Origin of the sequence: Phenylobacterium sp. (assembly GCF_022402485.1) — a bacterium.
Lineage (GTDB): Bacteria > Pseudomonadota > Alphaproteobacteria > Caulobacterales > Caulobacteraceae > Phenylobacterium.
In genome coordinates this window covers 59,519-84,844 of sequence record NZ_JAKRSA010000029.1, presented here as the reverse complement: position 1 = coordinate 84,844, position 25,326 = coordinate 59,519, and the positions used below count along the sequence as shown (strand labels likewise).

At 65.6% G+C, this 25,326-nt stretch carries 27 protein-coding genes; 14 read left to right on the top strand and 13 right to left on the bottom strand.

What is annotated here, in order from left to right; genetic code table 11:
* Window positions 1-86 precede the first annotated feature (86 nt).
* Both MH112_RS12480 and MH112_RS12475 read left to right on the top strand, forming a co-directional pair.
* A complete protein-coding gene (locus MH112_RS12480) occupies window positions 87-218 on the top strand; it encodes a hypothetical protein (protein ID WP_296568227.1) in 132 nt (43 codons plus the stop codon).
* A gap of 8 nt (window positions 219-226) precedes the next feature.
* Complete coding sequence (locus tag MH112_RS12475) at window positions 227-436, top strand: hypothetical protein (protein ID WP_296568226.1); 210 nt, start codon at window positions 227-229, stop codon at window positions 434-436.
* Between the two features lie 47 nt (window positions 437-483).
* Here the strand turns inward: MH112_RS12475 and MH112_RS12470 are convergent, their stop codons facing one another.
* Genes MH112_RS12470 through flgB form a run of 3 tightly spaced genes read right to left on the bottom strand, consistent with a single transcriptional unit; the run spans window position 484 to window position 1,662 of the window.
* Window positions 484-789: a flagellar hook-basal body complex protein FliE gene (locus MH112_RS12470; protein ID WP_296568225.1), complete on the bottom strand. Its 306-nt coding sequence runs from the start codon at window positions 787-789 to the stop codon at window positions 484-486.
* A gap of 13 nt (window positions 790-802) precedes the next feature.
* Window positions 803-1,222: a flagellar basal body rod protein FlgC gene (gene flgC / locus MH112_RS12465; protein WP_296568223.1), complete on the bottom strand. Its 420-nt coding sequence runs from the start codon at window positions 1,220-1,222 to the stop codon at window positions 803-805.
* A gap of 17 nt (window positions 1,223-1,239) precedes the next feature.
* Window positions 1,240-1,662, bottom strand: coding sequence for a flagellar basal body rod protein FlgB (flgB, locus tag MH112_RS12460; protein ID WP_296568222.1), 423 nt, complete (start codon window positions 1,660-1,662; stop codon window positions 1,240-1,242).
* A gap of 100 nt (window positions 1,663-1,762) precedes the next feature.
* On the opposite strand from flgB, the gene MH112_RS12455 reads away from it, so the two are divergent.
* Window positions 1,763-2,104, top strand: coding sequence for a flagellar biosynthetic protein FliO (locus MH112_RS12455; protein ID WP_296568221.1), 342 nt, complete (start codon window positions 1,763-1,765; stop codon window positions 2,102-2,104).
* Window positions 2,104-2,901: a flagellar type III secretion system pore protein FliP gene (gene fliP, locus MH112_RS12450; RefSeq protein WP_296568220.1), complete on the top strand. Its 798-nt coding sequence runs from the start codon at window positions 2,104-2,106 to the stop codon at window positions 2,899-2,901. The genes MH112_RS12455 and fliP overlap by 1 nt, the downstream gene beginning before the upstream one ends.
* A 6-nt stretch (window positions 2,902-2,907) precedes the next feature.
* Here fliP and MH112_RS12445 read toward each other — a convergent pair whose 3' ends face one another.
* The gene (locus MH112_RS12445) at window positions 2,908-4,143 is read right to left on the bottom strand and encodes a TetR family transcriptional regulator (protein ID WP_296568219.1); all 1,236 of its coding nucleotides are present in this window, start codon (window positions 4,141-4,143) and stop codon (window positions 2,908-2,910) included.
* A gap of 216 nt (window positions 4,144-4,359) precedes the next feature.
* Here MH112_RS12445 and MH112_RS12440 point away from each other — a divergent pair, with 216 nt between their 5' ends.
* Both MH112_RS12440 and MH112_RS12435 read left to right on the top strand, forming a co-directional pair.
* Entirely contained in the window at window positions 4,360-6,939 is a 2,580-nt protein-coding gene (locus MH112_RS12440) for a TonB-dependent receptor (protein ID WP_296568218.1), read from the top strand.
* Window positions 6,940-6,953: 14 nt separating this feature from the next.
* Complete coding sequence (locus tag MH112_RS12435; RefSeq protein WP_296568216.1) at window positions 6,954-8,000, top strand: tyrosine-protein phosphatase; 1,047 nt, start codon at window positions 6,954-6,956, stop codon at window positions 7,998-8,000.
* 19 nt (window positions 8,001-8,019) lie between these two features.
* Here the strand turns inward: MH112_RS12435 and MH112_RS12430 are convergent, their stop codons facing one another.
* Entirely contained in the window at window positions 8,020-9,180 is a 1,161-nt protein-coding gene (locus tag MH112_RS12430) for an alpha-hydroxy-acid oxidizing protein (protein ID WP_296568215.1), read from the bottom strand.
* 496 nt (window positions 9,181-9,676) lie between these two features.
* On the opposite strand from MH112_RS12430, the gene MH112_RS12425 reads away from it, so the two are divergent.
* Both MH112_RS12425 and MH112_RS12420 read left to right on the top strand, forming a co-directional pair.
* Entirely contained in the window at window positions 9,677-10,624 is a 948-nt protein-coding gene (locus MH112_RS12425; RefSeq protein WP_296568214.1) for a hypothetical protein, read from the top strand.
* Window positions 10,625-10,927: 303 nt separating this feature from the next.
* A complete protein-coding gene (locus tag MH112_RS12420; RefSeq protein ID WP_296568213.1) occupies window positions 10,928-11,866 on the top strand; it encodes a hypothetical protein in 939 nt (312 codons plus the stop codon).
* 12 nt (window positions 11,867-11,878) lie between these two features.
* Here MH112_RS12420 and MH112_RS12415 read toward each other — a convergent pair whose 3' ends face one another.
* From MH112_RS12415 to MH112_RS12395, 5 genes are read right to left on the bottom strand one after another with little or no spacing between them, the layout of a single operon-like run.
* Window positions 11,879-14,794, bottom strand: a complete 2,916-nt coding sequence (locus MH112_RS12415) for an endoglucanase (protein ID WP_296568212.1) — start codon at window positions 14,792-14,794, stop codon at window positions 11,879-11,881.
* Window positions 14,795-14,798: 4 nt separating this feature from the next.
* Window positions 14,799-15,596, bottom strand: coding sequence for a MotE family protein (locus MH112_RS12410; protein WP_296568211.1), 798 nt, complete (start codon window positions 15,594-15,596; stop codon window positions 14,799-14,801).
* Window positions 15,593-16,108 (bottom strand): DUF6468 domain-containing protein, encoded by a 516-nt coding sequence (locus tag MH112_RS12405; RefSeq protein ID WP_296568210.1) that lies wholly within the window; start codon window positions 16,106-16,108, stop codon window positions 15,593-15,595. The genes MH112_RS12410 and MH112_RS12405 overlap by 4 nt, the downstream gene beginning before the upstream one ends.
* Entirely contained in the window at window positions 16,108-17,169 is a 1,062-nt protein-coding gene (gene fliM / locus MH112_RS12400; protein ID WP_365787185.1) for a flagellar motor switch protein FliM, read from the bottom strand. The genes MH112_RS12405 and fliM overlap by 1 nt, the downstream gene beginning before the upstream one ends.
* Window positions 17,170-17,202: 33 nt before the next feature.
* Entirely contained in the window at window positions 17,203-17,823 is a 621-nt protein-coding gene (locus MH112_RS12395; RefSeq protein WP_296568209.1) for a flagellar basal body-associated FliL family protein, read from the bottom strand.
* 217 nt (window positions 17,824-18,040) lie between these two features.
* Here MH112_RS12395 and flgF point away from each other — a divergent pair, with 217 nt between their 5' ends.
* The 6 genes from flgF to MH112_RS12365 are packed head-to-tail and all read left to right on the top strand — an operon-like array spanning window position 18,041 to window position 22,191.
* Window positions 18,041-18,778, top strand: coding sequence for a flagellar basal-body rod protein FlgF (flgF, locus tag MH112_RS12390; RefSeq protein ID WP_296568208.1), 738 nt, complete (start codon window positions 18,041-18,043; stop codon window positions 18,776-18,778).
* 23 nt (window positions 18,779-18,801) lie between these two features.
* On the top strand, window positions 18,802-19,584 hold the full coding sequence (gene flgG / locus MH112_RS12385) for a flagellar basal-body rod protein FlgG (RefSeq protein WP_296568207.1): 783 nt from the start codon (window positions 18,802-18,804) through the stop codon (window positions 19,582-19,584).
* Window positions 19,584-20,354 carry a flagellar basal body P-ring formation chaperone FlgA gene (flgA, locus tag MH112_RS12380; RefSeq protein ID WP_296568206.1) on the top strand — a complete coding sequence of 257 codons (771 nt, stop codon included), beginning with the start codon at window positions 19,584-19,586 and terminating at the stop codon, window positions 20,352-20,354. Before flgG ends, flgA begins: the two co-directional genes overlap by 1 nt.
* Before the next feature lie 23 nt (window positions 20,355-20,377).
* Window positions 20,378-21,109 carry a flagellar basal body L-ring protein FlgH gene (flgH, locus tag MH112_RS12375; protein ID WP_296568205.1) on the top strand — a complete coding sequence of 244 codons (732 nt, stop codon included), beginning with the start codon at window positions 20,378-20,380 and terminating at the stop codon, window positions 21,107-21,109.
* A 60-nt stretch (window positions 21,110-21,169) separates the two neighbouring features.
* Complete coding sequence (locus MH112_RS12370; protein ID WP_296568204.1) at window positions 21,170-21,649, top strand: hypothetical protein; 480 nt, start codon at window positions 21,170-21,172, stop codon at window positions 21,647-21,649.
* Window positions 21,650-21,696: 47 nt separating this feature from the next.
* Entirely contained in the window at window positions 21,697-22,191 is a 495-nt protein-coding gene (locus MH112_RS12365) for a hypothetical protein (protein ID WP_296568203.1), read from the top strand.
* Window positions 22,192-22,253: 62 nt separating this feature from the next.
* Here MH112_RS12365 and dxs read toward each other — a convergent pair whose 3' ends face one another.
* From dxs to MH112_RS12350, 3 genes are read right to left on the bottom strand one after another with little or no spacing between them, the layout of a single operon-like run.
* Window positions 22,254-24,170, bottom strand: a complete 1,917-nt coding sequence (dxs, locus tag MH112_RS12360; RefSeq protein WP_296568202.1) for a 1-deoxy-D-xylulose-5-phosphate synthase — start codon at window positions 24,168-24,170, stop codon at window positions 22,254-22,256.
* A gap of 26 nt (window positions 24,171-24,196) precedes the next feature.
* Window positions 24,197-25,078 carry a polyprenyl synthetase family protein gene (locus MH112_RS12355; protein WP_296568304.1) on the bottom strand — a complete coding sequence of 294 codons (882 nt, stop codon included), beginning with the start codon at window positions 25,076-25,078 and terminating at the stop codon, window positions 24,197-24,199.
* A gap of 2 nt (window positions 25,079-25,080) precedes the next feature.
* Window positions 25,081-25,323 (bottom strand): exodeoxyribonuclease VII small subunit, encoded by a 243-nt coding sequence (locus tag MH112_RS12350; protein WP_296568201.1) that lies wholly within the window; start codon window positions 25,321-25,323, stop codon window positions 25,081-25,083.
* Window positions 25,324-25,326: the final 3 nt, after the last annotated feature.

Sequence of the window (25,326 nt, the reverse complement as noted above, 5' to 3'; positions counted from 1 at the left end):
CCGACACTGCGACCCAGCCGTGCTAAGGTGTTGGTTGTCGCCCTGCGGAACCTTCCGCTGGCCCAGGCCCGAAAGGCCGCTGATCCATGAAAATCTACGAGTCGCGCCTGCAGGCCCCCGCCCGCCGGGACCTGACCGATCCCCGCTCCACGGCGCCGGCCAGCAACTCCCAACAGGCACCCAAGCCGCAGCTGAACGACCGTCGCAGCACGCGCTGAGATCGCCCATGTCGGACCTGACCGAAGGCCAGCTGCACGCGCTGCAAAACCTCAGCCGCAAGAAGTCCGCCGGCGGTGAGGCGCCCTTTCTCAACATCCGCGACGCCCAGGCTCTGGTGGAGCTGGGCCTTGCGGTGCGTAGCCGCCAGGGCTGGGACATTACGCCAGAGGGCTTGCGCCTCCTGGCCCCGCCCCCAAGCTCCGACAACCAGCGCTGAGGCTCAGGCCAGGGCTCAAGTGCACCAATGCGTCAGAGCGCGTGGGCTCAGATCGGCATCCGCATGATTTCCTGATAGGCGGAAATCACCTGGTCGCGGACCGCCATCACGGTTTCCAGGCTGGCCTCGGCCGCCGAAATGGCCGTGACCACGTCGACGAGTTGGGCCTTGCCCTGGACGTGGGCGGCCATCTGGGTCTCGGCGGTGCGTGAGGTCTGCACCGCGCCCTCCATCACATCCTTCAGCATGGTGCCGAAGTCTGCGCCGCCAGCAGCTGCGCTGCCGCCAATGGACGGCAAGGCCGCCCCTTGGGTGGCGGCATAGGCCTTTGCGGCGGCAAGGGGCGTCATCATGGCCTAGGGCTCCCTAGCGCTTGAGCAGATCAAGGACGCGCATCTCCATGGCGCGCGCGGTCTCGATCACATTGAGATTGGCCTCGTAGGCCCGCTGGGCCTCGCGCATGTCCATCGCCTCCACCAGGGTGTTGACGTTGGGCAACTTTACATAGCCCTGGGCATCGGCCGAGGGATGGCCCGGTTCATACTCGGTGCGAAAGGCGCTCTGGTCGGGCTGGACCCTGGCCATGCGCACCCCTTGGCCGGCATCGATGCGGCTGGGTTCGAAGACCGGAACCTGCCGGCGGTAGGGGTCGCCGCCGGCCTGTTGCGAGGTGGAATTGGCGTTGGCCATATTCTCGGCGATGACCCGCATCCGCGCCTGCTGGGCGCGTAGGGCCGTCGCCGCAATGGCCTGGGCGGCGCCTTGGGTCGACTTGATCTCTGCCATGGTTCAGCCTCCGACGGTCAGCGCCCGGGGGGACGGGCTGCGGTGCGCAGCATGTTCAGGGACTTCTGGTAAAACCCGACCGCGGCGTCATAGGCCATGCGCGCCTCCGACATCTTCATCATCTCCTCCTGCAGCACCACGGAATTGCCATCCATGGTGGTCTCGGAGTCCTTTGTGCGGATGGTCTTGAAGGTCGAGGCCGCCGCGGTGCGATTGACCGTGCCGCTCAGATGCGTCGCCTGGGTGCGGGTCGGCGCGCTGGCCTGAGCCATCTGCACCCCCCGCACCTGGGCCTGGAAGGTGTAGGCTTTCAGGTCCTGGGGCTGATAGCCCGGGGTTTCGGAATTGGCGACGTTCTGAGCGATCAGCCGCTGACGCTCGCCCAGATGGCCCATGCGGCCACGCAGCATCGAGAACAGGGGGATTTCAGCCAGGTTCATACCAACATGGTGAATAAACAGGGTTAATCGCTCCTTAAGAGTGTCTGAGGCAAATCGGGGCCAAAGACCGGCGCCTGTTCGCCGGACAGGTGCGCGCCCTATGGATCTCGCCAATTTCGCCCGGGCGGTTTTCGCTTTGGCCATCACCATCGGCCTGATCGGCCTGGCCGGCGTGGCCCTGCGCCGGTTTGGGCCCGAGGCGATGGCGCGGCTGGCCCCTGCTCACGCCGCACGCCGGCTGGCGGTGGTGGAAACCCTGGTGCTGGACCCCACCCGCCGTCTGGTGATCGTCGCCTGCGATGGTCAGGAGCGGCTCCTGCTGCTGGGCGAAGGTCAGGTGCTGGACGCAGCGCCCGCCCTGCCACAGGCCCCGTCTTCAGCACCCCTGAACGTTTCGCCCCCTGCCCCCCGCAAAGCCCGCAAGCCCAAGGCCGCCGCCTGATGCGCTCGATCCTTCGCGCCTTTTCCGCCCTCTCCGCCGCCGACTGGCGCCGCGCCGCAGGGCTCGCGGCCCTGGTCAGCCTGATCACCGTCATCGGCCCGACCGTCGCCCAGGCCCAGGCCCTGAACATCGACCTCGGCACAGGGGCGGGCCTCACCGAACGGGTGGTCCAGCTGGTGGGCCTGCTCACCGTCCTGTCGCTGGCCCCGTCCATCGTGATCATGACCACCTCCTTTGTGCGGATCGTGGTCGTGCTGTCCCTGCTGCGCACCGCCCTTGGCCTGCAGCAGAGCCCGCCCAATGCGGTGATCATCAGCCTGGCCCTGTTCCTCAGCGCCATCATCATGGCCCCGACCTTTGAGCAGGCCTATGCCGACGGGATCCGGCCCTTAATGGATCAGGAGATGGAGCTGCCGCAGGCTTTCGACGCCGCAGCCACGCCGGTAAAGACCTTCATGCTGTCCCAGGTGGACCAGGAGGACCTGGCCCTGTTTGTCCGGCTCTCGGAAATCGAGCGACCGGCCGATGTCGCAGACCTGCCCCTGCGGGTCGTCATCCCGGCCTTCATGATCTCTGAGCTGAAGACCGCCTTTGAGATCGGCTTCCTGCTGTTCGTGCCGTTCCTGGTCATCGACCTGGTGGTGGCCAGCGTCCTGATGAGCATGGGTATGATGATGCTGCCCCCGGTGGTGGTCTCCCTGCCCTTCAAGCTGATCTTCTTCGTCCTGGTGGACGGCTGGCGCCTGGTGGCCGGCAGCCTGCTGGAGAGCTTCCAGCGCGGGACGGGCGGGGGGTAGCGGCGCTCAAGCCGCATTACCGAACAGAACCTCGATCAGGATGGCGATCCGCGCGGTCAGCCAGGGCCGGCGATCCTCCAGGTCCTGGGCATAGGCCGAGCGCATAGCCCCCGTGGTAACGATCGAGAGGATATGGGCGTCAAGCCCATCCACCGGGTCACTCCCGTGTTTGACCCGCGCCAGAAGACCCGCTGAGTTCTCCCCCCGAGACGCTCGGAGGTCTTCAGCATCGCGGCGCAGATCAGGATCTCGGATCGCCGCGGTCAACATCTCGTCAAAGGCCAGGAGCCATGGGGCGGCGGTGCCTTTCGCATCGAACAACGTCTCGGCAGTTGTACCGGCCACGTGACTGATGGGCTGCGGATCTTCCTGCTCAGGGACGATCTCGCCTCGCACCGCAGAAATGGTGCTGATCAGGCGATCAAACGCCCCACGAACCAGGCTGCTCTTCGAGGGGAAGTAACCGCTCACCGCTGCCAGGGAGAGGCCCACCTCGGCAGCGACAGCCCGATGGGTCAGCGCCTCCATACCCTCCCGACCTAGCAGTTCGGCCGCAGAGGTGGCGATGCGAACCGCGCTGGGGGCAGCCACTTCGCTCAGCAGGCTAGGCCCCCGTCGGGTTCGAGCAAACTTTCGCCAGCCGTCCCAGCCCGGCGCCGGGCCACGATTCCCCGCTACCCTGGCGCAGAACCGCTTTGTGGTCTCAGCAAGCCAAACGTTCTGATCTGGATGGTCGGGACTGCCGCCATGAATGCCAAGTATGGACTCCGTGAAGTCAGAGCAGGCACCTGCGGCGGCCTCCGGCAGACCAAATCTGACCAGGGCATCAACCCAGAACTGATCGGCCTCAGTAGCCTCCCGTCGGGCCAGATCCCGATAGGTGGGTGTTCGCGCGGCATGGTGGCGAAGCTCCCGGAGGACCAGGAACATGGGACGGGAGGCCAGCCGGTCCAGGGTGATCGCCAGGAACCAGCCCGGAAAGGCTTCCGGTGGCGGCGCAGCCTGAAGGGTGAGCGACCAGCCGGACCGCCAGGTGCCGACCTCAGCTACGGCGGCCTCAAAGGTGGCGGCGAGCAAGCCCTCACGACCACCGAAGTGATAGTTGACCGCCGAAGCGCTCTGTCCGCTGAGCTCGGCCAGGGATCTGGCCGTCACGCTGCGCGGCCCATGGCGGGCGATCAGGTCCGTGGCGGCCCCAATCAGGCGATCGCGAACGGCGGACGAGGGGGCAATGATCGGCATTGCCTGGATCATAACGTGCGCAGCCGCGATCGCTACTATCTGTACGATTGTACGATCTGGGTGATACAGAAATTCTGTCGGAAGCTCCGATCCTATTTTTTCCTATGTTTTTCAACATTGTTATGGAGACTTCGCGAAAGTTTCATCGAAGCGTCAAGCTGTACAACTGTTCGGACTGTTATGGCCCCGACACATTTCATCGGGTGGGGCAATCTCGTGACTCGCAAACAAATCCTTCTGGCGTCGACCCTCGTAGGCGGCGTCGTACTCTGGGGCGGCCTGGCGCAGGCTCAGGAGGCGCAGGTCCAGGAACTGGTGGTGACCGGCTCCATCGTGGGCAGCCAGCGCGCTGCGATCGTCGAGCAGCGTAACGCTGAAAACCTGGTCAGCGTGATCGCCGCTGACACCGTGGGCCAGTTCCCTGACCAGAACTCCGCCGCAGCGCTTTCGCGCATCCCCTCGGTCGCCGTTCAGCGCGACCAGGGCCAGGAGCGCTACATCCAGGTGCGCGGTGCCCCAAACCGCTGGACCAGCGTGTCTATCGACGGGATCAACGCCATCGGCGTTGACGAAAGCGGCGGTCAGCGGGCTTTCCGCTTTGACGCGGTGCCAGCCGTCATCCTGAGCGCGCTTGAGGTCAACAAGTCCCTGACCCCCGACCTTTCAGCCGAAGCCGTGGTGGCGCGGGTCAATCTGCGCACCTTCTCGCCGTTCGACGCCCAGGGCTTTGCCTTGTCAGGGGATGTAGGCCGCGGCGAAATGACCCTCGGCGGCGGTGCCCAGGAGCAGTACGCGGTGCGCGCCTCATGGTCTGGCGACCAGTTCGGCGTCATCCTGGCTGGCTCCCACTACAGCCGCGAGCAGATCACCGACAACCGCGAGTTCGCCTATGACGCGGCGGGCCCGACCATCCTGGACTACCGCAACTACCGCCTGGTGCGGGAGAGCAATGGTGGCATGTTCGGCCTGGAATTCCGGCCTAACGACGACCACAAGCTGTTCTTCAAGAGCCTCTTCACTGAGTTCAAGGACAACGAGCAGCGCGACCACTACGTTTTCCAGATCAGCTCGGCCCTGAGCGGAACCCGCAGCCTGTCTGGCGGCAACCTTGTGGGGGTCCCCTATCGCGGCACCTTCAATGACGGCTACTACGCCAACTCCAACTGGGTAAACACCCTCGGCGGCGACCACAGGCTGGACGCCTGGGACCTGGAGTGGCGCTTCAATTACACCGAGACCGAGAACTCCACCGATCTGCCGCTGATCCTCGCGCAGCAGGGCTCGCCCTTGCAGCGCGCCTCCTTGACCTATGATCGCAGCGATCCCCAGCTGCCGACCATCTCCCTGGCGCGCACTGTGCCGGGTGCCACGGCGGGGACCTTCGCCCGAGGGGCGAGCCTCACCGCGCTCGACCAGACGGTTTTCCCGGTGAACATCGCCATCCCGATCGATGTGGCAGTTACTTCGGAAGCCTATGTCTACAAGCTGGACGCCACCCGTGAGGCCATGTTCGGCAACACGCCAGTGACCGTCAGGCTTGGGATTGCCTACGATGACCGGACTGTCGCCGGCGCAACCTTCGCCACGTCGAACACTCTGGTGCTCCCGGCCCTGCTGCCGCGCATCGGCGCGACCTTCAGTGCCGCAAACTATATGACCACCACCCCCTGGATCACCGGGTTCCCCAGCGGGTTTGGTGTGAATTACATCGACAACAAGGCCATGCGGCAGGACCTGATGGCCCTGTTGGACCGCCTGCAAACCGCCGGCCTCTATGATCCGGCGCGGAACAATGCCCCGGCCAACCGCTATGCCATCGAAGAAAAGCTCCTGGCCGCCTACGGCTCAGCCAAGTGGGACGTCGGTGCCGCGCAGATCGTGGCCGGCGTCAGGGTTGAGCGGTTCGACCAGTCCATCGACGGCTTCCTGACCGCCGGGACCACGACCACGCCAGTCGCGTTCGACTCTGAGGACACCGCCGTGTTCCCCAGCATCAACGTGAAATACGATCTGGACGACGACACCGTTCTGCGAGCGGCCCTGTCGACCGGCATCGCCCGCCCCTCGTTCGGTACCGTTCGGGCTGGTGCCTCGATCATCGACCTGAGCCGCAGCGTCACCGGCGGCAATCCGACGCTGGAGCCGGAACGCACGATCGGCTTCGATGCAGCCTATGAGCGTTACCTCTCGGGCTCGGGTCTGGCCTCGGTCAGCGCCTTCTATCGGGCCGTGGACAATGTCCTTTACGAGACCACCTCTCCGGTCACCGACGACCGCTTTGACGGGGGCGGCATCGACCGCACCGGCTACAACTACACCACCACTCTGAACGGCGGGAACGGCAAGCTCTACGGTCTGGAGCTGGCCTACCTGCAGCAGTTTGACTTCCTGCCCGGCGCCTGGGGCGGCCTGGGTTTCCAGGGCAACCTGACCTTCCTGAAGGGCGACTTCGAAACCCAGCAGGGGACGACGGAGAGCTTCCCGGGCACATCCGAGCGCATCCTCAACACCTCGGTCTTCTACGAGAAGTACGGCCTGTCGGCCCGGCTGAGCTATCAGTGGCGCGATGACTGGCAGGACACGCTTGGCGGCTTCGGCGCAGGCGAGTTCCGGGCGGCGACCGAGAGCCTCGATCTTTCCCTGCGCTATGCCGTCAACCAGCAGTTCACGGTCTTCCTCGACGCCAACAACCTCACGGACGAAGTCTACGTTGCCTATGAGGGGTCCGAGGCATTCCCCAGTGAAGTCGAGCAGATCGGCTCACGCTGGATGGCCGGCGTCCGCTTCACCTACTGATCTGGAGACGACACATGACCGCATCGACCGCCCGCCGCACCGCCCTGATCGCCGCGCTTTGGCTCTTCGCCGGCTCGGCTCAAGCCGCTATCGTTAACGCCCAGGCGCAAAGAACCCCCCAAGGGGAGGTCGCCCTGACCTGGACGGAGACCACCGGCGCGGCGGTCGATGTCTTCATGAGCCAGAATTCTTCAGCCACACTGGAGCAGATGACCTTGGTCTCGTCTTCCGATGGGGATGGCCGCCACAGCCTGAGCCCCGCATCCCCGTCGGCCCGGCACTATTTTATCCTGCAAGCACCGGATGGGACCCGTTACCGCCTGGCTGAGCGACTGGTGCCCCTGGCCGGTGCCATGAACTTCCGCGATGTGGGCGGCTACCAAACGGCCGACGGCCGGTTCGTGCGTTGGGGCAAGATCTATCGTTCCGCGGCCCTGTCAGGCCTCACCCTGGAAGATATGGCCAAGATCGAGGCCCTGGGCATCGACTATGTCTACGACCTCCGCTCAGTGGGCGAGCGCCGCGACCAGCCGACCCGCTGGCCGGAGACGGGCGCGACCCTCGTCAGCCTCGACTACGAACTCGATATCTCGGGCTTCATGGCTGTGTTTGCCGATGGTCCCTCGGCTGAGAAGGCCCGGGCCGCGATGACCGCCTTCTATCCTGCCGTGGTCGACAGCCATAAGTCTCAGTTCAGCGCCATCTTCGCGGAGCTGCTGGCCGGTGACAACGGCGCGGTGCTCTACCACTGCTCTGCGGGCAAGGACCGGACGGGTGTGCAGACTGCGCTCATCCTGTCGGCCCTGGGCGTGGACCGGGAGACCGTGATCGAGGACTTCCTGCTGTCCAACCAGCACCACAAGATGAGCGCTGACACAGGCCCCATGGCCGGTGTGCCGCCAGAGGTGCTGGAAGTGCTGGGCGGCGTCGAGCGTCCCTATATCGAGGCTTTCTTCGCTGAAATTGACCGTCGCTATGGGGGCGTCGAGGGCTATCTGGCCGCTGAACTCGGCGTCGACTCAGCCGGCATCCAGCGCCTTCGGGCCCTCTATACAGAATAGGCCGTGAAGTGTGCGGCGCTCAGAGCCGCCGCACACCCTCACGCCTCAGATCAGCCAGGGTGGGCATTCCGTTGACGGCCATGAACAGGTCGGCTTCGGCCAGGATGCATTTCAGGACGTGGGCGGCGCCGGCGGCACCGTCCAGGGCCAGGCCGTAGACGAAGGGGCGACCGACGCCGACCGCGGCTGCGCCCATGGCCAGGGCCTTGACCACGTCAGAGCCTGAGCGGATGCCGGAGTCGAACCACACCGGCACCTCGCCGCTGGCCTTGACCACGTCGGGCAGCATGTCGATCGCGGCAATGCCGCCATTGGCCTGCCGGCCTCCGTGGTTGGAGCAGTAGATCCCGTCAGCGCCCATATCGACGGCCTTGCGGGCATCCTCGGGGTGGCAGATCCCCTTCAGGATGATCGGCATCTTGGTCACCGACTTCAGCCAGGCGATGTCCTCCCACAGCATGGGCCGGCCAAACAGCGCGCCCCACAGCCCGATGGCTTCGGCAGGGGCATCGGCCGGGTCCTTGCCCAGCAGCTTCCGGAACACGGGATCAGCCGTGTAGTTCTTCAGCACATGGCCGCGCAGCTGCGGGAAATTGCCGGCGTTCAGGTCCCGGGGACGGAAGCCGGTGACCCAGGTGTCCAGGGTGACAATCAGACCCCGATAGCCAGCAGCCTCGGCCCGGCGGATCAGGCTCTCGGCCAGGTCCTTGTTGCGCGGGGTATAGAGCTGGAAGAAGCCGGGCGTGGCGCCTAGGTGCGGGGCCACATCCTCCATCGTGTCATTGCCTAGGGTGGAGACCACCATGGGCACCCCGGTCATGGCCGAGGCCTGGGCAGCGGCGATGTCCCCATGCTGGTCCTGGCTGCACATGGCCGTCACGCCGATGGGGGCCATGAACAGGGGCGAGTGATAGGTGTGACCAAACAGATTGGCGGATAGATCCCGCACGCTGGTCTCGACCATCATCCGCGGAACCATGCCCCAGTGATGGAAAGCCAGCGCGTTCTGGTCCTGGGTGAACTCGTCGCCGCATCCCCCCTGGACATAGTTCAGCACATGGCCCGGCATGGACGCGGTGGCCCGCTTGACCAGGGTCGCATAGTCCACCGGCACCCCCGGCAGCACTCCGCGCAGACCGCCCTGATAGATCTCGTTCTGATAGCTTCCGAACTGCGCCATGCCCGGCTCTCCCCCTTATCGGCATCTCTTTGAGGGGGACGAAGCCATGGCGGGCCAGGGGAGGTCAAAGGATAGTTTCAGTCCTTGGCCTTGCATCTGACGCCTGCCGCGACGGGCAGTCCGTTGCCCGGCTCCGGCCCAGTCACACGACCCTGGCGGGCAGCTGAGGTCAGAAGGGCTCTCTTAGGACATTTAAGGTAGTGTCTCACTATGACGCGCAATCCACCATCTACGGACAGGGTGCCCGACGCCCGGACAATTGCGTCGAGTCATGTTCGCCAGATCAGACGCCCCCGGCTTGACCCATCGGCGTGCAGCCATGGGTTACGAGGCCAACCTCAAGCAGCATACCTGTCTTTAGAGGGCATGATGGCCACCCCTCGACAGGCGAGACCGGCAGCAAGAAGTTCGCGTCAAATCCTTCAAGCTATTGCGATTGCATTGGGCATGGCAGACAGTGTCAACACACGACCCGACCCCCCACGGGCATACTGACATGAATGAAGACACGCTGAATGCCGAAAGGCAGGCCTCGGCACTCTTGATCACCCGAGATGCCCTGCTGGAAATCTGGCACGGACGGGCCGCCGCCTTGGACCCCATGGACGCCCTTCTGGTGGCGACCGTGATCCAGGCCAACGTGGATCCAGCGACCTCCAGCCTCGATGATCAGGTTGAACACAGCGCCATGGAGCGGCCGCCGCCTGACGAGGTCCGCCGACCGGTCAGCATCAGCCGGCTGGCCGACAGCATGGACCTGCGTTTTGAAACGGTGCGCCGCCGGGTCAATCGCCTGAAGGATATGGGGGTATTTGTCACCGAGCCCACCGGCATCCTGGTGCCGGAATCCTACTTTATGACCCCTGCGAACGCCGCAATCGTGCTGGCCATCGACGACCTGGCCGAGCGGACCTACTGGCGCCTGGTCAATCTGCATTACTTCAACAGCACGCCCCTGCCTCGTCCGGCACACAAACCCGAACAGCACCCCTACCGAGCGGTAGCTCGCCTGTTCATGAACTACGCACTGCGCATGGGCGGCGAGATGCGCGCCATTGGCGGGGACTACATCAACCTCTTGCTGGTGATGCAGCTCAACCAGATGAACACCGTCAATCTGGGCGATGTGCGCAAGTGGGAACCGGACGACGACCTTCCGACCATCGCAGACCCTCGCCGGTTGCCCGTCACCATCGCCGCCCTCTCGCGGGAATCGGGCGTGCCTTTCGAGACCACCCGCAGGCGGCTGGCTGACTTGGCGGAGCGGGGGGTCTGTCGGCTGGTGGACGGCGGCTACATCGTCCCGGCCGATAACATTCAGGCGCTTGGACTGGTGATCTCGCCCATCAACCGCATGAACCTCACCCGGCTTTATCGGAACTGCGCCTTGGTGGGCGCCATCGACAGCTGGGAAGCGCGGATGGAGGTCCGCACAGCCTCCTGAGGGCCGTCAGCCCCAGCGGCTTAGCGGCTTAGCGGCTTAGCGGCTTAGCGGCTTAGCGGCTTAGCGGCTTGGGCCGATGCGGCAGCGGCGTGGAGCTCCCTGCACAAAAAGCACGGCGGGGCGAAGGTGGGCGGGTCAAGCGCGAGCGCCATTCCTAATCATAGAATTGGTCCAGCCTCATCCCTCAACCGTCGAGGCAAAGCTGAGGAAACCCTTCTATTTCGTATGTACTATTGCGGTCTCCTAGCTCATGGGTGACAATGTCAACTCGTCGTTAGCGAGCATACCGACATGAATAATGACATGAGCAATGCCGAAATGCAGGCGTCGGCGCTCGTGATTGCCCGGGATACTCTGCTTGAGACCTGGAAAGGGCGGCACCCCTCACTGGACCCCATAGACGCCCTGCTGGTGGCGACCGTAACCCAGGCCAATTTGGAGCCTGCGACCTCCAGTCTGGAGAACCAACTAGAGTATAGCGCCTTAGATCGGACCGTGCCTGACGCCAGCCGCCGCCCAATAAGCATCAGCCGGTTGGCCGACAGCATGGATCTGCGGTTCGAAACCGTAAGACGCAGGGTCAACAGATTGAAGGGGCTTGGGGTGTTCACCACCGAGCCCTCGGGCATAGTCGTCCCGGAGCAATACTTCCTCACCTCACACGGCAAGGCTGCGGTCCAGGCGTCGGATGATCTCACAGAGCGGACCTATTGGCGCCTGGTCAGCATCAATTACTTCACGGGTGACCCTTTGCCACCCCCGGCGCTGCGGCCGGCACAGCATCCCTACAGGGCGGTATCGAGGTTGATGCTGTCCTTCTCCCTGCGTATGCTCGCAGAATTCAAATTCATTGGTGGAGATTACCTCAACCTGTTGTTGCTGATGCAGTTACAGCAATTGAATACAATGCATCTTGGCGATCAACGCAAATCTACCCCGGGTATCGAGCAATCCGTATCGTTCATCGATGACGAGCGCCGCGTGCCGGTCAGCATAGCGACCCTTTCACGGGCATCAGGAATCCCCTTCGAGACAACCAGGAGACGGCTGCGTGATCTGACCGAGCGGGGGGTCTGTTATACTGGGGAGCACGGATACATCATTCCCAGCGCTGTCATTGATGACTTTGCCAAGTCGGCTGGTCCGAACCGCATGAACTTCATCCGGCTCTATCGAAGTTGCGCCCTGGTGGGTGCCATCGAGAGCTGGGAGGCACGAATGGAGGTCCGCTCGGCCTCTTGAGGGCGCTAAGAGTTAGGCCGGACTGGCGCCTGGGGCTGGCGCTGCGGCAGCGGCGGACCGGAACCGGTTCTTCATCTTGGCCACCCAACCCGCGAACGCCTCGTTGTCGGCGGCGAGGCGACCGAACTCCCCGACCCCCACAGGACCAGACGCCATGCCGGTCAAGGCCACGCGAAGGGCTTCGGGATTGCGGGCATTGTCGAGGAAGCCGCTGTAGCGCTGTTCCAGGCGCAGCAGCGCGGCGTCATCCCCGGCCAGGCTGAAAGCCACGCCAGCCCGCAACAGCTTGCCCTCGTCTTCGGCGCTCAGGGGCGTTTCGGTCCGCCAGCGATCGCCCAGCGAGGCCTCGAACAATTGGCCCGCCTGGGGCCAGTCCTTCTTGCGCCAGACGATCTCGGCACGCAGGTCACGGGCTTCCGGCGTCTCGTCCCGCTCGAGCACCTCAAGGGCGTGGTCGAGCCGGCCAAGGTCTGACAGGGCGCGAGCCTCGATCAACCGCCGCTCGGCGTTCAACTGCCGGGGCAGGATGGTGGAGCGCGTGCCATTGATGGTCACCAGGGCCTGCTCAGCCCGGCGATCCATCAGGTAGATGAGGGCGAGATCGGTGGCCACCTGCGCGCGGGGAACGCCGTCCAGACGGTTGTCCACCTGATAGGCCAAAAGATCGGCCGCCTGGTTCAGCAGGTCCACATCCACCAGACGACGGACCAGGCGACGGACCATCATGTCCCCGTCGGCCCCCATGGGGGTGAGGTCCTTGAAGTCGAAGAACAGGGCCAGGGCCTGGACCGGCTCAAGACCATCGGCCAGGCCCTCGAGGAACAGGCCCCGGAAGGCGGTACTGAGATCCGCCTGCAGCCCCAGGGCCTCCGGCAGATCCGGCAGCCTTTGGCCCGCAGACCGCAGGGCTTCCAAGGCTTCACGATAGCGACCCTGGCTCAGATAGAGCCGGCCAAGGGCGCGTATGGTGGCCAATTCCGTCGCATCGCCGCGCCAGCGGAAGCGAAGACTGTCATAGGCCGCCGTAGCCTGGATCGGCGTGATGTCGCCTTCCTCGAAGCGAATTCGCGTGGCGTGCAAAAGCGCCGGTGCCGCCAGATAGTCCACCGGTGCGGTCGCAACCGCCTGATAGATCCGGAGTGCGCGACCGGTCTCGCCGCGCTTTTCCGCAAGCTCGGCCTGAAGCAGGCGGACGGCCAGTTCCTCCAGGGCGTTGGTGTCTTCAGCCAGGGCCATGCGGATACGGGTGTTTGCGCCCTCAAGGTCTCCGGTTTCAAGGGCGGCCTTGGCGTCAGCCCGGGCGAACCTCTGCCGCCAGACGGCGGGAAACTGGTTCAGCGCCGCAGCGCCAGCGGCGAACTCCTTGCGGGTTTCAGGCCACTGGGCCGTCTGCGCCGCCAGATAGGCGCGCCACAGGGCAGCAGCCGGATCATTGCTCAGGGCCGGCGACGAGAAGTCGGCGCTGGCTTCCTTGTAGCGCCGCGCCATGACCCGCGAGATGCCCCTCAGGCCCCGGAACTCTGCGTCCCCCAGCAGGGAGGGATTCTGCCGCGCAGCGTCGTTCAGGACGCCAATGGCTTCGAAGGCGAGCTCGGTCCCCACCAGGAACCGGGCCAGGGCCATCCGGGCGGCGACCTTGGTGTTCTGGCCATCGAGGCCTTCCTCGGCCGCGGCCGTGACCAGGGCATTATAACGGGCCATGAACCCGTCAGACCCCGTTTTGGGCCAGTTGTCATAGTCCACCAGGGCGGGTCGGCCCGCGGGCATGGGGGCACCCACCGGCACTTCATTACGGCGCGCGGCCACCGTCGGAGATGAAAGGGCCAGACCCGCAGGCCGGCCAATCGCCACCAGATCCCCGTCACGGGTGAAAGTGATGTCGTCAGCAAAGGACTCCATCGCCAGGCCCTGGGCCGATGGAAGCAGAGCCATCTGCACGAATTCCCGCCGGGACGGCAGGCCCTTGGCGGGGCCCAGGGCCGTGGCCACGGTGAGGGTGTCGCCGACCATGGGGTCGGCAATCCGCACGATGCGGGTGACCCCAGAGACCGCTGCGGTCAGGCTGGCAGGCCCGCCAGACTCATCACGCCGCACATTGACGACGGCGGGCTGAGGCTGAGCACCGGCCCCCAGCGCGATGATCCAGCTGTTGCCCTCGCTGACGGCGAACACCGGCGTCCCCTGGGGACTGGCGATCCGCACGGCGGCGAAGTCGGGTCCGCGAAAGGCCTCCATGCGGGAGAACTGGCGCAGGCCACGGGGCGCCTTGGAGACATCCAGCCGGGCCGGGGCGTCAAACACCACCCACACGGCGTCCCCGCGCCGGAACACCGCCGCGCCCGCCGGCGCCGCCCAAGGGAAGCGGAGCATCGCCTGGGCACCTTCCAGGCGCGCATCGAGGCGGACCACCCCATCAGCGGGGACGGGATTGGGACGATTGGGCGGGGGCTCCAGGGGGACGGGTGCCGCTGCAGCGGTCTGGGTGGTGGGGGCCGCCTTATCGGACGGTGCCTCTGGCAGGGGCGCGATGTTGACGAAGGCCGAGCCATCGGCCTGCCCCAGACGGGCCTCATAGCCCTCCTCGAGGGTCAGATCGAGTTCGAGCACACCGCCTACCCGACGGGCCTCGGCGGTCTTCAGCCCCCGGGGCGGGGAGACCCTAAGCCTGGAAATGTCAGGATTGGCGTCCCGACTGAACCGCAGGGTCAGAACCTGACCCGCCTTGCGGCTGGTCATGCGCGCAGGGCCGCGCCATTGGAACTCCACGCGGGAGAAGCCCCTGGCCTGCGCCACCCGCACCTGGAGGGCGTCAGCCGCCGGTCGCGCAGGAGCCTGTGGCGCGCTCTGGGCGAGCACGCCAGCAGGGGTCGCCGTGGCCAGGATACAGGCCGCCGCGACGCCCGAGCGCAGGGTCCGACGCAGGGTCATGGCCTCAGCCGCCGGCCTTGGCCGCCGGGGCGGCGGGACGGGGAGCGGCCTGGGCTGCCGGGCGGGGGGCGGCCTGGGCTGCGGCGTTCTCGGTGGCGCCGAGGGCCTTACCCAGGGCGCGGGCCGCCTCGAAGCGACTGGCGAGGCTCTCAGTCAGACGCTTGGCTTCCTCAGGGGGCATGGCGGCCAACATGGCCGAGAGCGCGCGCTCCTTCATCGCCGCGGCGATGGGCAGGCGCACGGAGTCGTCCAGTACCGTCATCCGCGCAGCGGAATCCTTAGGCTTCATACCTTCGAACACCTTGACCATACGGGCCACTTCGGCGTTTTCGCGCACTTCGGCCTCGCCCATCAGACCTTCGATATCGGTCTTCAGGCCATTGAGGGCCGCGACCTTAGCGTCCAGCTTGGCTTCGGCCGCCGCCATCAGGGCCAACTGCGTCTCAAAGGATTGTTCCCGGGCATCAAGCTGGCCACGCCGCTCGCCCAGGCTCTGGAGCACCTGAAGCTCAGCCGGCGACAGCCCCGCCTCCCGAGCCAGTTCAGCCGCCGTTGGCGCACAGGCTGCCACAGGGTTTGGCACGCTTGCGCTCGCCACAGCGTCGGCGCTCTCACCGGTGGCGGCAGCTTCGCCTTCGGCAACTGCAGGCTTGGCAGCCCCTTCACTGACAGCTTCTTCGGCAAAGGCGCGGGCACCCGACAACAGGTCGGGGAGGCCCTGGGCACCGGCCAGGGCGTTGACCACCAGCACGCCGCCAATGGCGACGCCGACGATCGGCAAGATCCGGGGGACAGATTTCATCGGCGGCCTCGGCTCTGATAACCCTCGGTCTCCGCCTGAGGGGTGTCGAACAGATCTTCTTCCAGGGCCCGCGCCATCTTCGAGAGCGGACGGGGGGATCGGGAGGGCGGGGCGGCGTCGCGCTCAGGCACCAGTCGCGGCCGGGGGGGCCGCAGTTCATGGGCCCCAGATAGCAGGGTGCCCAGGCGGCGTTCGGCGGCGCGCTCGGCGGCGTCATTGTCCGCCAAGTCCGGGGCGTCACGGAGCTGGCGCTCCAGCCGGGTGCTTAACTGACGGGCCTCGGAGACCCGGTCACCCAGGGTGTCAGCGGCCTCATCGGTGGCGGCCCGCAGATCCGCCAGGCCCTGCTCGGCCCGTCGGGCGGCAGCGTCCAGCTCGGCCACGGCTAGGGCAAACCCTTCGTGACTGTCGCGCAGGGCCTTCAGCCGAAGGTTCAACCGCCAGCCCATGAGCAGGGCCGCAGACAGGAGAACCGCCAGCAGCAGGTTCATGGAGATCGCCACCAGACTCATCAGATCCTCTGCACGGCTTTGCGGGCCTGCGGCGAGAGGGGAGCCTCGACGCGGACAGCGATGTTGTGGTTGCGACGGCCCATATGGCCATGGGTCAAGGGAATGGCACCGGCCCGCAGCTCCACCGGACTTTCCGGCGTGGCGTTGAGCAAGATGGTCTCGCCGACCTGCAGGTTCAGAAGGCGCTGGAGGGGGATCTGCAGCTCATCAAGCACGCAGCGGACCTCCATCTGGGTGGTCCAGAGCTCAGTGGCCAGGTGGCCTTCCCAGATGTTGTCGCGGCCAAACTTCTCACCCATGAACTGCTGAAGCAGCATCTTCCGGATGGGCTCCAGGGTGGCATAGGGCAGCAGCAGCTCGATCCGGCCACCCCGGTCTTCCATGTCGATGCGGAGCTTGACCAGGATGGCGGCGTTGGCCGGCCGGGCGATGGCGGCGAACCGGGGATTGGTCTCCAGCCGGTCCAGGACAAAATTGACCGGCGTCAGGGGCTCGAAGGCGGCGCGGGCGTCGGCCAGCACCACCTCGACCATGCGCTGGACCAGCACCCGCTCGATGGTGGTGTAGGGGCGGCCCTCGATCCGCATGGCCGCCGTCCCCCGACGACCGCCCAGCAGAACATCGACGATGGAATAGATCAGGTTAGAATCGACCGTCAGCAGGCCGTAGTTTTCCAGCTGCTCGGCCTTGAAGACCGCCAGAATGGCCGGCAGGGGGATCGAGTTGAGGTAGTCCCCGAAACGGATCGATGAAATGTTGTCGAGGCTGACCTCGACGTTGTCAGACGTGAAGTTGCGCAGGGATGTGGTCATCAACCGCACAAGGCGGTCAAAGACGATCTCCAGCATCGGCAGCCGCTCATAGGACACCAACGCCGAGTTGATGATCGCGCGGATGCCGGTCCGCTCATTGGCCTCATCATCAGAGAGATCAAAGCCAAGAAGACTGTCGATCTCGTCCTGATTGAGGATCCGCTCTGTCCCGGCAAACGGGTCAGACTCTCCCCCAGCAGCCCAGGCATCGGGGCCGGTGTCTGCGGACATGTCGTTGTCGTCTGCCATGGCGAAAGCTCAACCGAAAGCCGCAAGGACGGCTCAGTTGATGAGCATCTCCTCGATCAGGACGGCGTTCACCTTGGCCGGGGAAATGACCAGATTGACCCGGCGCAGGATCTCCATGCGCAGCTGGTAGCTCCCCTGGCTGCCCGACAGGTCCTCGGGACGCAGCTCGCGCAGGAAGGTCTGGAACATGTCCTGCAGCCGGGGCAGGTTGGGGTCCAGCTCCGCAGCCACGGCGTCGTCGGGAAGCTCCAGAGTCAGGCGCAGCTTCAGGAAGGTCGCCTTACCTTCCGGGGTCTGCATGTTCACGACAATGTCGGGCATCGTGTAGAACACGACCCCATCAGGACCGGCCCGGACCACGGCGGGGCTCTCGCCCCCCTCCCCGTCCTTGCCCTTTTCTTTGTCCTTGCCCTTGTCCTTTTCCTTGTCTTCTTTTTCGCCCTTGGCCTTTTCAGCCTCGGCACCCTCTGCGGCCGGCTTGGGGCTCAGGAACATGAAGGCTGCTCCACCGCCGCCGCCCAGGACGACCAGGGCCCCGACGCCAGCGATGATCAGCAGCTTGAGCGGCGGCTTTTTCTTGCCCGTCCCCTCTTCACCCTCGACGGCGGCGTCTTCACCGTCGACAGGGGGTTCTTTGTCCTTGGACTTCGCCACGCGCGCGGCTCCTTAGAATCTTATCCCTCACACATGCGACGGCGGTAGTTAAGGATAGGTTTTTACACCCGTTAACGGCGGTCGATCCTGCCCGGCAGTTTTCGCCAGGGGGTCGGAATTAACCTTCTTAAATATTGTTTTTGCTTAGATTTTTGGGTGGCCCAAAGCTTGCAGGCCGAGGATGAGAAATCCTGTCGCACCTTAGGGAGGCAAGCACATGGACAATGCGGTTTATGTCGGACTGTCCCGCCAGATGGTGCTGCGGCGCGAACTGGACCTGATCGCCAACAATGTGGCCAACGCCAATACGGTGGGGTTCAAGGTCGAGTCCCTTTTGGCGCGCACCGAGCCCGGTGCCCCCGCCTCGAACGATGGCGCCCCGCGTCCAGTGAAGTTCGTTCTCGATGGGGGGGTGGCCCGCGACTTCACCCAGGGCGGCCTCTTCAGCACGGGGTCGGACCTGGACGTCGGCATCGAAGGTGACGGCTTCTTCGAGGTCGCCACCGATGAGGGGCCCCGCTACACCCGCGATGGCCGCTTCACCCTGGATGAGCTCGGCCGGATCACCACCCAAGCTGGGGATCCCGTCGCCGGCGAAGGCGGCGGTGAGATCATCATCAACCCTGAGAATGGTGCGGTGACCATCGGTCCGGACGGCACCATCAGCCAGGGGGAGAACCTGCTGGGTCGGATCGCGGTCATGCGCTTCGACGACCTGTCGGTCCTTCAGAAGATGGGCGACAACCTGCTGAGCAACACCTCCAACCAGCAGCCTCAGGCCGCCCCCGACGTGCGGGTCCGCCAGGGCATGCTGGAAAACTCCAACGTCAAACCCATCCTGGAGATCACCCGGCTGATCGAGGTCACCCGGGCCTATGAGAGCATCACCCGGATGATGGAATCGTCCTCCGACCTGTCCCGTCGCGCTGTCGAGCGCATGGGCCGGGCGAACTAGTCACCGTAGGGAAGGTCTTCGCCATGCAGGCACTTCGCACCGCCGCGACGGGCATGTCCGCCCAGCAGCTGAACGTCGAGGTCATCTCGAACAACATCGCCAACATGAACACGGTGGGCTTCAAGAAGCAGCGCGCCGAGTTCCAGGACCTGCTCTATCACACCGTCGAACGGGCCGGTGCCCAGGCGGCAGAGGGGGCCATCGTCCCCACCGGAGTGCAGATTGGCGGGGGCGTGAAGGCCGGCTCGGTCTATCGCATCACCGAGCAGGGCGCGGCGACCCAGACCGGCAATCCCTACGACATCGCCATTGAGGGCCGCGGGTTCTTCCAGGTCCTGCTGCCGTCGGGCGAGACCGCCTATACCCGGGCTGGCAACCTGTCGCTGAACGCCGACGGCCAGATGGTCACCGAGGACGGCTATGCCATTCAGCCGGCGATCACTGTGCCAGGCGACGCCACTTCGGTCGCGGTGTCCAAGACCGGCCAGGTGCAGGCGATCCGAGCTGGCCAGACCGAGACGGAAGTGGTCGGTCAGATCGAACTCGCCAGTTTCGTCAATGAGGCGGGCCTGAACGCCATTGGCGACAATCTGCTGATGGAAACCGCCGCCAGCGGCCCGGCCAATGTCGGCGCCCCCGGCGCCCTGGGCTTTGGCAATCTGCTGCAGGGCTACACGGAGGCCTCCAATGTCGACGCCGTCACCGAGATCACGGCCCTGATCGTTGCTCAGCGGGCCTATGAGATGAACTCCAAGGTCATCTCCGCCGCCGACGAGATGCTGCAAGCCGCCAATGCGGTGAAGTGATGAGCCTCCTGCGCACCTTTACCCTTGCCGCCCTGCTCGGCGCTGTCTTGAGCGCCACAGCCGCCGCCCCGGCCCTGGCTGCCCTGCCCGTGACCTTGAAGGCCGAGACCGTCGACGCCGATGGAATCGTCACCCTCGGCGACCTGTTCGATGGCGCGGGCTCAGCCTCTGCGGTCCGGGTCGCCGCCAAGCCAGGACTCAGCGTCGTGCTGGACGCTGGTGCCGTCCAACAGCTGGCGCGGAGGGCGGGCCTGAACTGGGCCAATGCCGAGGGCATTCGCCGCATCATCGTCCGGACCGGCGCGGAGGCCTCCAGCGCTTCGGCCGTCGCGACCCGGACAGGCAATGTGGAAGTGCTGACCTATGCTCGAAGTCTGGCCACAGGCGACATCGTGGCACCTGAGGATCTGATCTGGGGCAAGGCAGCGGTCGCGCCGGCCGATGCGGCGCTGGATGCTGAGGCGATTATCGGACTTGCCGCCCGCCGGCCCCTGCGGGCCGGTGCGGTGGTCTCAGCCCGGGACGTGACCGCCCCGCAGGTCATCGCCGCCGGCGATATCATCACCCTGACTTATGAGGCCGCGGGCATGGTGCTCAGCGTCAAGGCCAAGGCCATGACCCGTGCGGCCCAGGGCGAGAGCTTTGCCGCTCAGAACCTGACCTCCAAGCGCACCATCCAGGCCGTGGCCACGGGACCGGGCCAGGCCGCCGTCGGCCCCAGCGCCGATCAGATCATGGCCAGCTCGGCCACCCGCTACGCCCTGCGTTGATCCTGTTGAAGAGAGCCACCGCCATGCGCCTCGCCACCCTCGCCGTTCTCGCCCTCTTGCCGCTCAGCGCCTGCTCTACCGTGCAGCAGGCCGTCGCTGGGCCCGATCTGACGCCGGTGCGCTATCCTGCCGCCCTGGTGCCGCAGCAACAGGTGATCCTCACCTCGGCCAATCAGCCCATGCCCACGCCCGCCTCGGCCAATTCCCTCTGGCGCACCGGGGCCCGGGCCTTCTTCCTGGACCAGCGGGCCAACCGGGTCGGCGACATCGTCACCGTGCAGATCGAGATCGACGACCGGGCCCAGACCTCCAATTCCAGCAGCAGCAATCGCAGCGGGTCGATGTCCGCAGGCGTGCCCAACTTCCTGGGGCTGGAGTCCAGCCTGGGTCGGATCCTGCCGGGCGGCTTTGATCCGGCCAACGCCATCTCCACCAACTCCACCTCCAACAACACGGGCTCCGGCTCTGTCTCCCGGGCTGAGAAGATCAATCTGGTGGTCGCCGCCGTGGTCACCGCCGTGCTGCCCAATGGCAATATGATGATCCAGGGCACCCAGGAGGTGCGCACCAACAGCGAACTGCGGCAGCTGTCTGTGGCCGGCATCATCCGCCCCCAAGACATCACCTCTTCCAACACCATCAGCCACACCCAGATTGCCGAGGCGCGGATCAGCTATGGCGGTCGGGGCGACATCAGCCGGGTCCAGCGGGTGCCCGCTGGCCAGGCCCTGGTGGAGAGCTTCTCACCTTTCTGACCTGAGGGGCTGAACCCCGGCGAGCAGACGACGTTGTCCTTGGCATAGGAGGCGACATCCATGCGTATCGGCTCTGCCCTGGGTCTTATGGCCGCCATCGTCATCACCTCTGCCTGCGCCCACCCCGCGACTGAAGTGCCAGCCGCCATGAGCTGGGCCTTCAATCACACCCATGCTGAGGGGCTGAAGCTGGTCTATGGCCAGCCCAGGTCTGACAACGTGTTGGTCATGCTGAGCTGCCAGCCGGATTCCGGTCAGGTGGAAATCGCCGTGGCCACAGCAGATGGGATGCCAGGGGCCGTGGCGCTGGTCTCCCGGCGGGTCCGGTTGGATCTGACCGGCGCATCGGCCCCAACTCCCGTGCAGGGAGTCGGCATGGTCATCGAGACAACCCGCGCCGACACCCCGGCCCTGGATGGCTTTGCCCGTACGGGAGATCTCCTGGTGCGAACCTCGGGACGCCGGATCCCAGCCTCGGCCCGGGGCGAGGACCAGGCCCTGGTGAGCGGCTTCTTTGGTCAATGTGGGCGACCGGCTTAAGCGCGAACTGACTAGAGCCTGGACGGGAGCGGGGTTAAGCTCCCCCCATGATCCGCCCGATCTCCCTCGCCCTCTTGTCCCTGGCCCTCGGCCTGCCCGCCGTCGCCCAGGACTCCCCCTGGACCTATCGCGCCCCGCCGGAGCCTGCGGAACTTCGCTACGAGTCAGCCGGGGACCGCAGCGGGCTGGTTCTCAGCTGTGTGAAGGACAGCCGACAGGTGATCGCGCAGTTTCCTGTGCCCCGGCGACTGGCCGCTACCTATGGCAATGGCCGCTGGCTGGACGATGTCGGGCGCCCCGCCCCCTGGCCCGTCAGCGTGACGATCGCCTCGGCAGACGTCCAGACCACGATCCCAGGCCAGGCCGATATCGACCCTGCGGGCGGCGGCTCCATCGTGACGGTAGAATTTGCCGACCGCGCCCCCGTGGCCGAATCTTTTCGGCTGACCGGCGAAATCCGTCTGAGCGCCCTTGGCGGCGGGGTTACCCCTGTCCCGGCACCGAGACGCTCGGTGCAGGGCTTCCTGCGCTACTGCCGCTGATCAAGGCAGCGTCCGCAGGCCCGCACCCGGGCTTCCGACCCAAAGGCGATGTAACTTAGAGACTAGGCCCGCCGGCCTGCGGCAGCGACCACATCGGCACCCAGGGCTGACAGGGCGGCGCGGACCACGCCTTCGGCGTCGAGTCCGGCCTGGGCGTACATGATCTCAGGCTTGTCATGATCCTGGAAGATGTCTGGCAGGGTCAATGTCCGCACCTTCAGGCCACGGTCCAGGGCACCATGACGGGCCAGGGCCTCCAGCACAAAGGCACCGAAGCCGCCCATGGCACCTTCCTCGATGGTGATCAACGCCTCGTGTTCCCGGGCGAGACGCAGCACCAGATCGATGTCCAGGGGCTTGGCGAAGCGGGCGTCAGCCACGGTCGCCGACAGCCCGCGAGCCCCCAGCATGTCAGCGGCGCGCAGGCATTCCGGCAGGCGCGTACCAAAGGACAGCAGGGCGACCGCTGTGCCTTCGCGCACAATCCGCCCCTTGCCGATCTCCAGCGGCGTGGCGTGTTCCGGGATCGCGACGCCCGTACCTTCGCCCCGGGGATAGCGAAATGCGCTCGGGCGATCATCAATGGCTGCCGCGGTGGCGACCATGTGGGCCAGCTCCGCCTCATCAGCAGCAGCCATCAGCACCATGCCGGGCAGCGCGCCCATAAAGCCCACATCGAAGGAGCCGGCATGGGTCGGACCGTCGGCACCCACCAGGCCCGCCCGGTCGATGGCGAAGCGCACCGGCAGGCCCTGGATGGCCACATCGTGCACCACCTGGTCGTAGCCGCGCTGCAGGAAGGTGGAATAGATCGCCGCGAACGGCTTCATGCCGTCAGCAGCCAGGCCGGCAGCGAAGGTCACCGCGTGCTGTTCGGCGATCCCCACATCGTAGGTCCGATCCGGAAAGACCTGGCCAAACAGATCAAGACCGGTGCCCGAAGGCATGGCTGCCGTGATGGCGCAGATGGTCGGATCCAGATGCGCCTGCTTGATGAGTTCGGTGGCGAACACCTTGGTGTAGCTGGGCGCCTTGGCCTGGGCCTTGGCCTGCTGGCCCGTGACCACGTCGAACTTGACCACCGCATGATGCTTGTCGGCCGCGCTCTCGGCTGGACCGTAGCCCTTACCCTTCTGGGTCACCACGTGAACGAGGACGGGGCGATCGACGATGTCGCGGGCGTTCTTCAGAACTGCCACCAGGGCTTCCATGTCGTGGCCGTCGATGGGGCCGACATAGTAGAAACCCAGCTCTTCGAACAGGGTGCCGCCAGTGACCATGCCACGGGCATATTCCTCGGCCTTGCGGGCCACCTCTTGGATCGGCCGCGGAAAGGCCTTGGCGACCGACTTGCCGAGATTTCGCAGGGACTGATAGCCGCCGCCGGACACAAGTCGGGCCATATAGGCGCTCATCCCCCCCACAGGCGGGGCGATGGACATGTCATTGTCGTTGAGGATGACGGTCAGCTGCTTGGTGGTTTCGGCCGCATTGTTCATGGCCTCATAGGCCATGCCCGCGCTCATCGAGCCGTCGCCGATCACCGCCACGACGCGGTTGTCACGGCCGGCATGGTCCCGGGCCGCGCAGAACCCCAGCGCCGCAGAAATCGAGGTCGAGGCATGGGCGGCGCCAAAGGGGTCAAACTCGCTTTCGGCCCGCTTGGTGAAGCCCGACAGGCCGCCGCCCTGGCGCAGGGTGCGGATGCGGTCGCGCCGACCGGTGAGGATCTTATGGGGATAGGCCTGATGGCCCACGTCCCAGATCAGGATGTCCCTTGGCGTCTCATAGACATGGTGCAGGGCAACGGTGAGCTCGACCACACCGAGACCTGCGCCTAGATGTCCGCCGGTCTGCGACACCGCATCGATGGTCTCGAGGCGCAGTTCATCGGCCAAGGTTTTCAGCTGTGAAACCGTAAAGCCACGCGTGATGGCGGGCGCGGAAACCTGATCGAGGAGGGGCGTTTTCGGCGGCATGAACTGGCAAACAACTGATGCGGCGGCTAGTTGCGGCGCTGTAACACGAAATCAACGCTCGCCCGCAGGAAATCAGCCGGCGGTCCGAACGCATCAAGATGTGATTTGGTCTGGTCGACCAGCAGATTCAACCGCTCGCGTGCAGCGCTCGCGCCCAGCAGGGTGACATAGTTGGCCTTACCACGGGCCGCGTCCTTCCCGACTCGCTTGCCCATCAGAGCCGGATCACCTTCGGCGTCCAGCAGATCATCGACGATCTGGTAGGCGAGCCCCAGATCCTGGGCAAAGGCCATCAGGGCATTCCGCCGGGTATCGGCGGAATGGGCCATGATCAGGGGCAGCTCAAAGGCGCAGGCAATCAGGGCCCCGGTCTTCATCCGCTGCATCCGCGCCACGGCACCCAGATCGTCTCGGACACCCAGCAGGTCTATCATCTGACCGCCGCACATGCCCTTGGCGCCCGCAGCCGCAGCGAGCCGCAGCACCATCTCAGAGCGCACTGTCGGGTCGGGGTGGGTGTCGGGATGGGCCAGAATCTCGAAGGCCGAGGCCTGCAGGGCGTCGCCGGCAAGGATAGCCGTGGCCTCATCATAGGCCTTGTGCACGGTCGGACGCCCATGCCGCAGGTCATCGTCATCCATGCTGGGCAGGTCATCGTGGATCAGGCTGTAGGCGTGCACGCATTCCAGGGCGCAGGCGGCCCGCAGCAACGGACGGGCTTCAATCTCGAACATACGGCCGGTTTCGATGACAAAATAGGGCCGCATCCGCTTGCCAGGCCCAAGCGCGGCGTAGCGCATGGCCTCCGTCAGCCGGGCCTCGGGACCATCGGCCCTGGGCAACAGTTCATCGAGGGCGACCGTGACCAGGTCTGCGGCCTCGGCCACACGGCGCTCGACCTCTGACACCATCAGCCGAACTCGGCGGGTTCGGTGCCAGGAGCGCCCTGGGCGCCAACGACGATCTTCTCAACTCGCAGACGCGCGGCATCCAGCCGGGCCTCGCAATGGTCCTTGAGCTGCGCACCGCGCTCATAAAGCCGGATGGAATCATCAAGGGGAGCCTGGCCAGATTCCAGCTTGGCCACGATGGCCTCCAGCTCGGCCAGGGCCTGCTCGAAGGTCAGGGCTTGAATGTCGTCGGTCTCGGCCATCGC

Bases quoted from the DNA above. Each gene is read 5' to 3' on its own strand.
- MH112_RS12480 (WP_296568227.1), top strand. From the start codon at position 87: ATGAAAATCTACGAGTCGCGCCTGCAGGCCCCCGCCCGCCGGGACCTG.
- MH112_RS12475 (WP_296568226.1), top strand. From the start codon at position 227: ATGTCGGACCTGACCGAAGGCCAGCTGCACGCGCTGCAAAACCTCAGC.
- MH112_RS12470 (WP_296568225.1), bottom strand. From the start codon at position 789: ATGATGACGCCCCTTGCCGCCGCAAAGGCCTATGCCGCCACCCAAGGG.
- flgC (WP_296568223.1), bottom strand. From the start codon at position 1,222: ATGGCAGAGATCAAGTCGACCCAAGGCGCCGCCCAGGCCATTGCGGCG.
- flgB (WP_296568222.1), bottom strand. From the start codon at position 1,662: ATGAACCTGGCTGAAATCCCCCTGTTCTCGATGCTGCGTGGCCGCATG.
- MH112_RS12455 (WP_296568221.1), top strand. From the start codon at position 1,763: ATGGATCTCGCCAATTTCGCCCGGGCGGTTTTCGCTTTGGCCATCACC.
- fliP (WP_296568220.1), top strand. From the start codon at position 2,104: ATGCGCTCGATCCTTCGCGCCTTTTCCGCCCTCTCCGCCGCCGACTGG.
- MH112_RS12445 (WP_296568219.1), bottom strand. From the start codon at position 4,143: ATGCCGATCATTGCCCCCTCGTCCGCCGTTCGCGATCGCCTGATTGGG.
- MH112_RS12435 (WP_296568216.1), top strand. From the start codon at position 6,954: ATGACCGCATCGACCGCCCGCCGCACCGCCCTGATCGCCGCGCTTTGG.
- MH112_RS12430 (WP_296568215.1), bottom strand. From the start codon at position 9,180: ATGGCGCAGTTCGGAAGCTATCAGAACGAGATCTATCAGGGCGGTCTG.
- MH112_RS12425 (WP_296568214.1), top strand. From the start codon at position 9,677: ATGAATGAAGACACGCTGAATGCCGAAAGGCAGGCCTCGGCACTCTTG.
- MH112_RS12420 (WP_296568213.1), top strand. From the start codon at position 10,928: ATGAGCAATGCCGAAATGCAGGCGTCGGCGCTCGTGATTGCCCGGGAT.
- MH112_RS12415 (WP_296568212.1), bottom strand. From the start codon at position 14,794: ATGACCCTGCGTCGGACCCTGCGCTCGGGCGTCGCGGCGGCCTGTATC.
- MH112_RS12410 (WP_296568211.1), bottom strand. From the start codon at position 15,596: ATGAAATCTGTCCCCCGGATCTTGCCGATCGTCGGCGTCGCCATTGGC.
- MH112_RS12405 (WP_296568210.1), bottom strand. From the start codon at position 16,108: ATGAGTCTGGTGGCGATCTCCATGAACCTGCTGCTGGCGGTTCTCCTG.
- fliM (WP_365787185.1), bottom strand. From the start codon at position 17,169: ATGGCAGACGACAACGACATGTCCGCAGACACCGGCCCCGATGCCTGG.
- flgF (WP_296568208.1), top strand. From the start codon at position 18,041: ATGGACAATGCGGTTTATGTCGGACTGTCCCGCCAGATGGTGCTGCGG.
- flgG (WP_296568207.1), top strand. From the start codon at position 18,802: ATGCAGGCACTTCGCACCGCCGCGACGGGCATGTCCGCCCAGCAGCTG.
- flgA (WP_296568206.1), top strand. From the start codon at position 19,584: ATGAGCCTCCTGCGCACCTTTACCCTTGCCGCCCTGCTCGGCGCTGTC.
- flgH (WP_296568205.1), top strand. From the start codon at position 20,378: ATGCGCCTCGCCACCCTCGCCGTTCTCGCCCTCTTGCCGCTCAGCGCC.
- MH112_RS12370 (WP_296568204.1), top strand. From the start codon at position 21,170: ATGCGTATCGGCTCTGCCCTGGGTCTTATGGCCGCCATCGTCATCACC.
- MH112_RS12365 (WP_296568203.1), top strand. From the start codon at position 21,697: ATGATCCGCCCGATCTCCCTCGCCCTCTTGTCCCTGGCCCTCGGCCTG.
- dxs (WP_296568202.1), bottom strand. From the start codon at position 24,170: ATGCCGCCGAAAACGCCCCTCCTCGATCAGGTTTCCGCGCCCGCCATC.
- MH112_RS12350 (WP_296568201.1), bottom strand. From the start codon at position 25,323: ATGGCCGAGACCGACGACATTCAAGCCCTGACCTTCGAGCAGGCCCTG.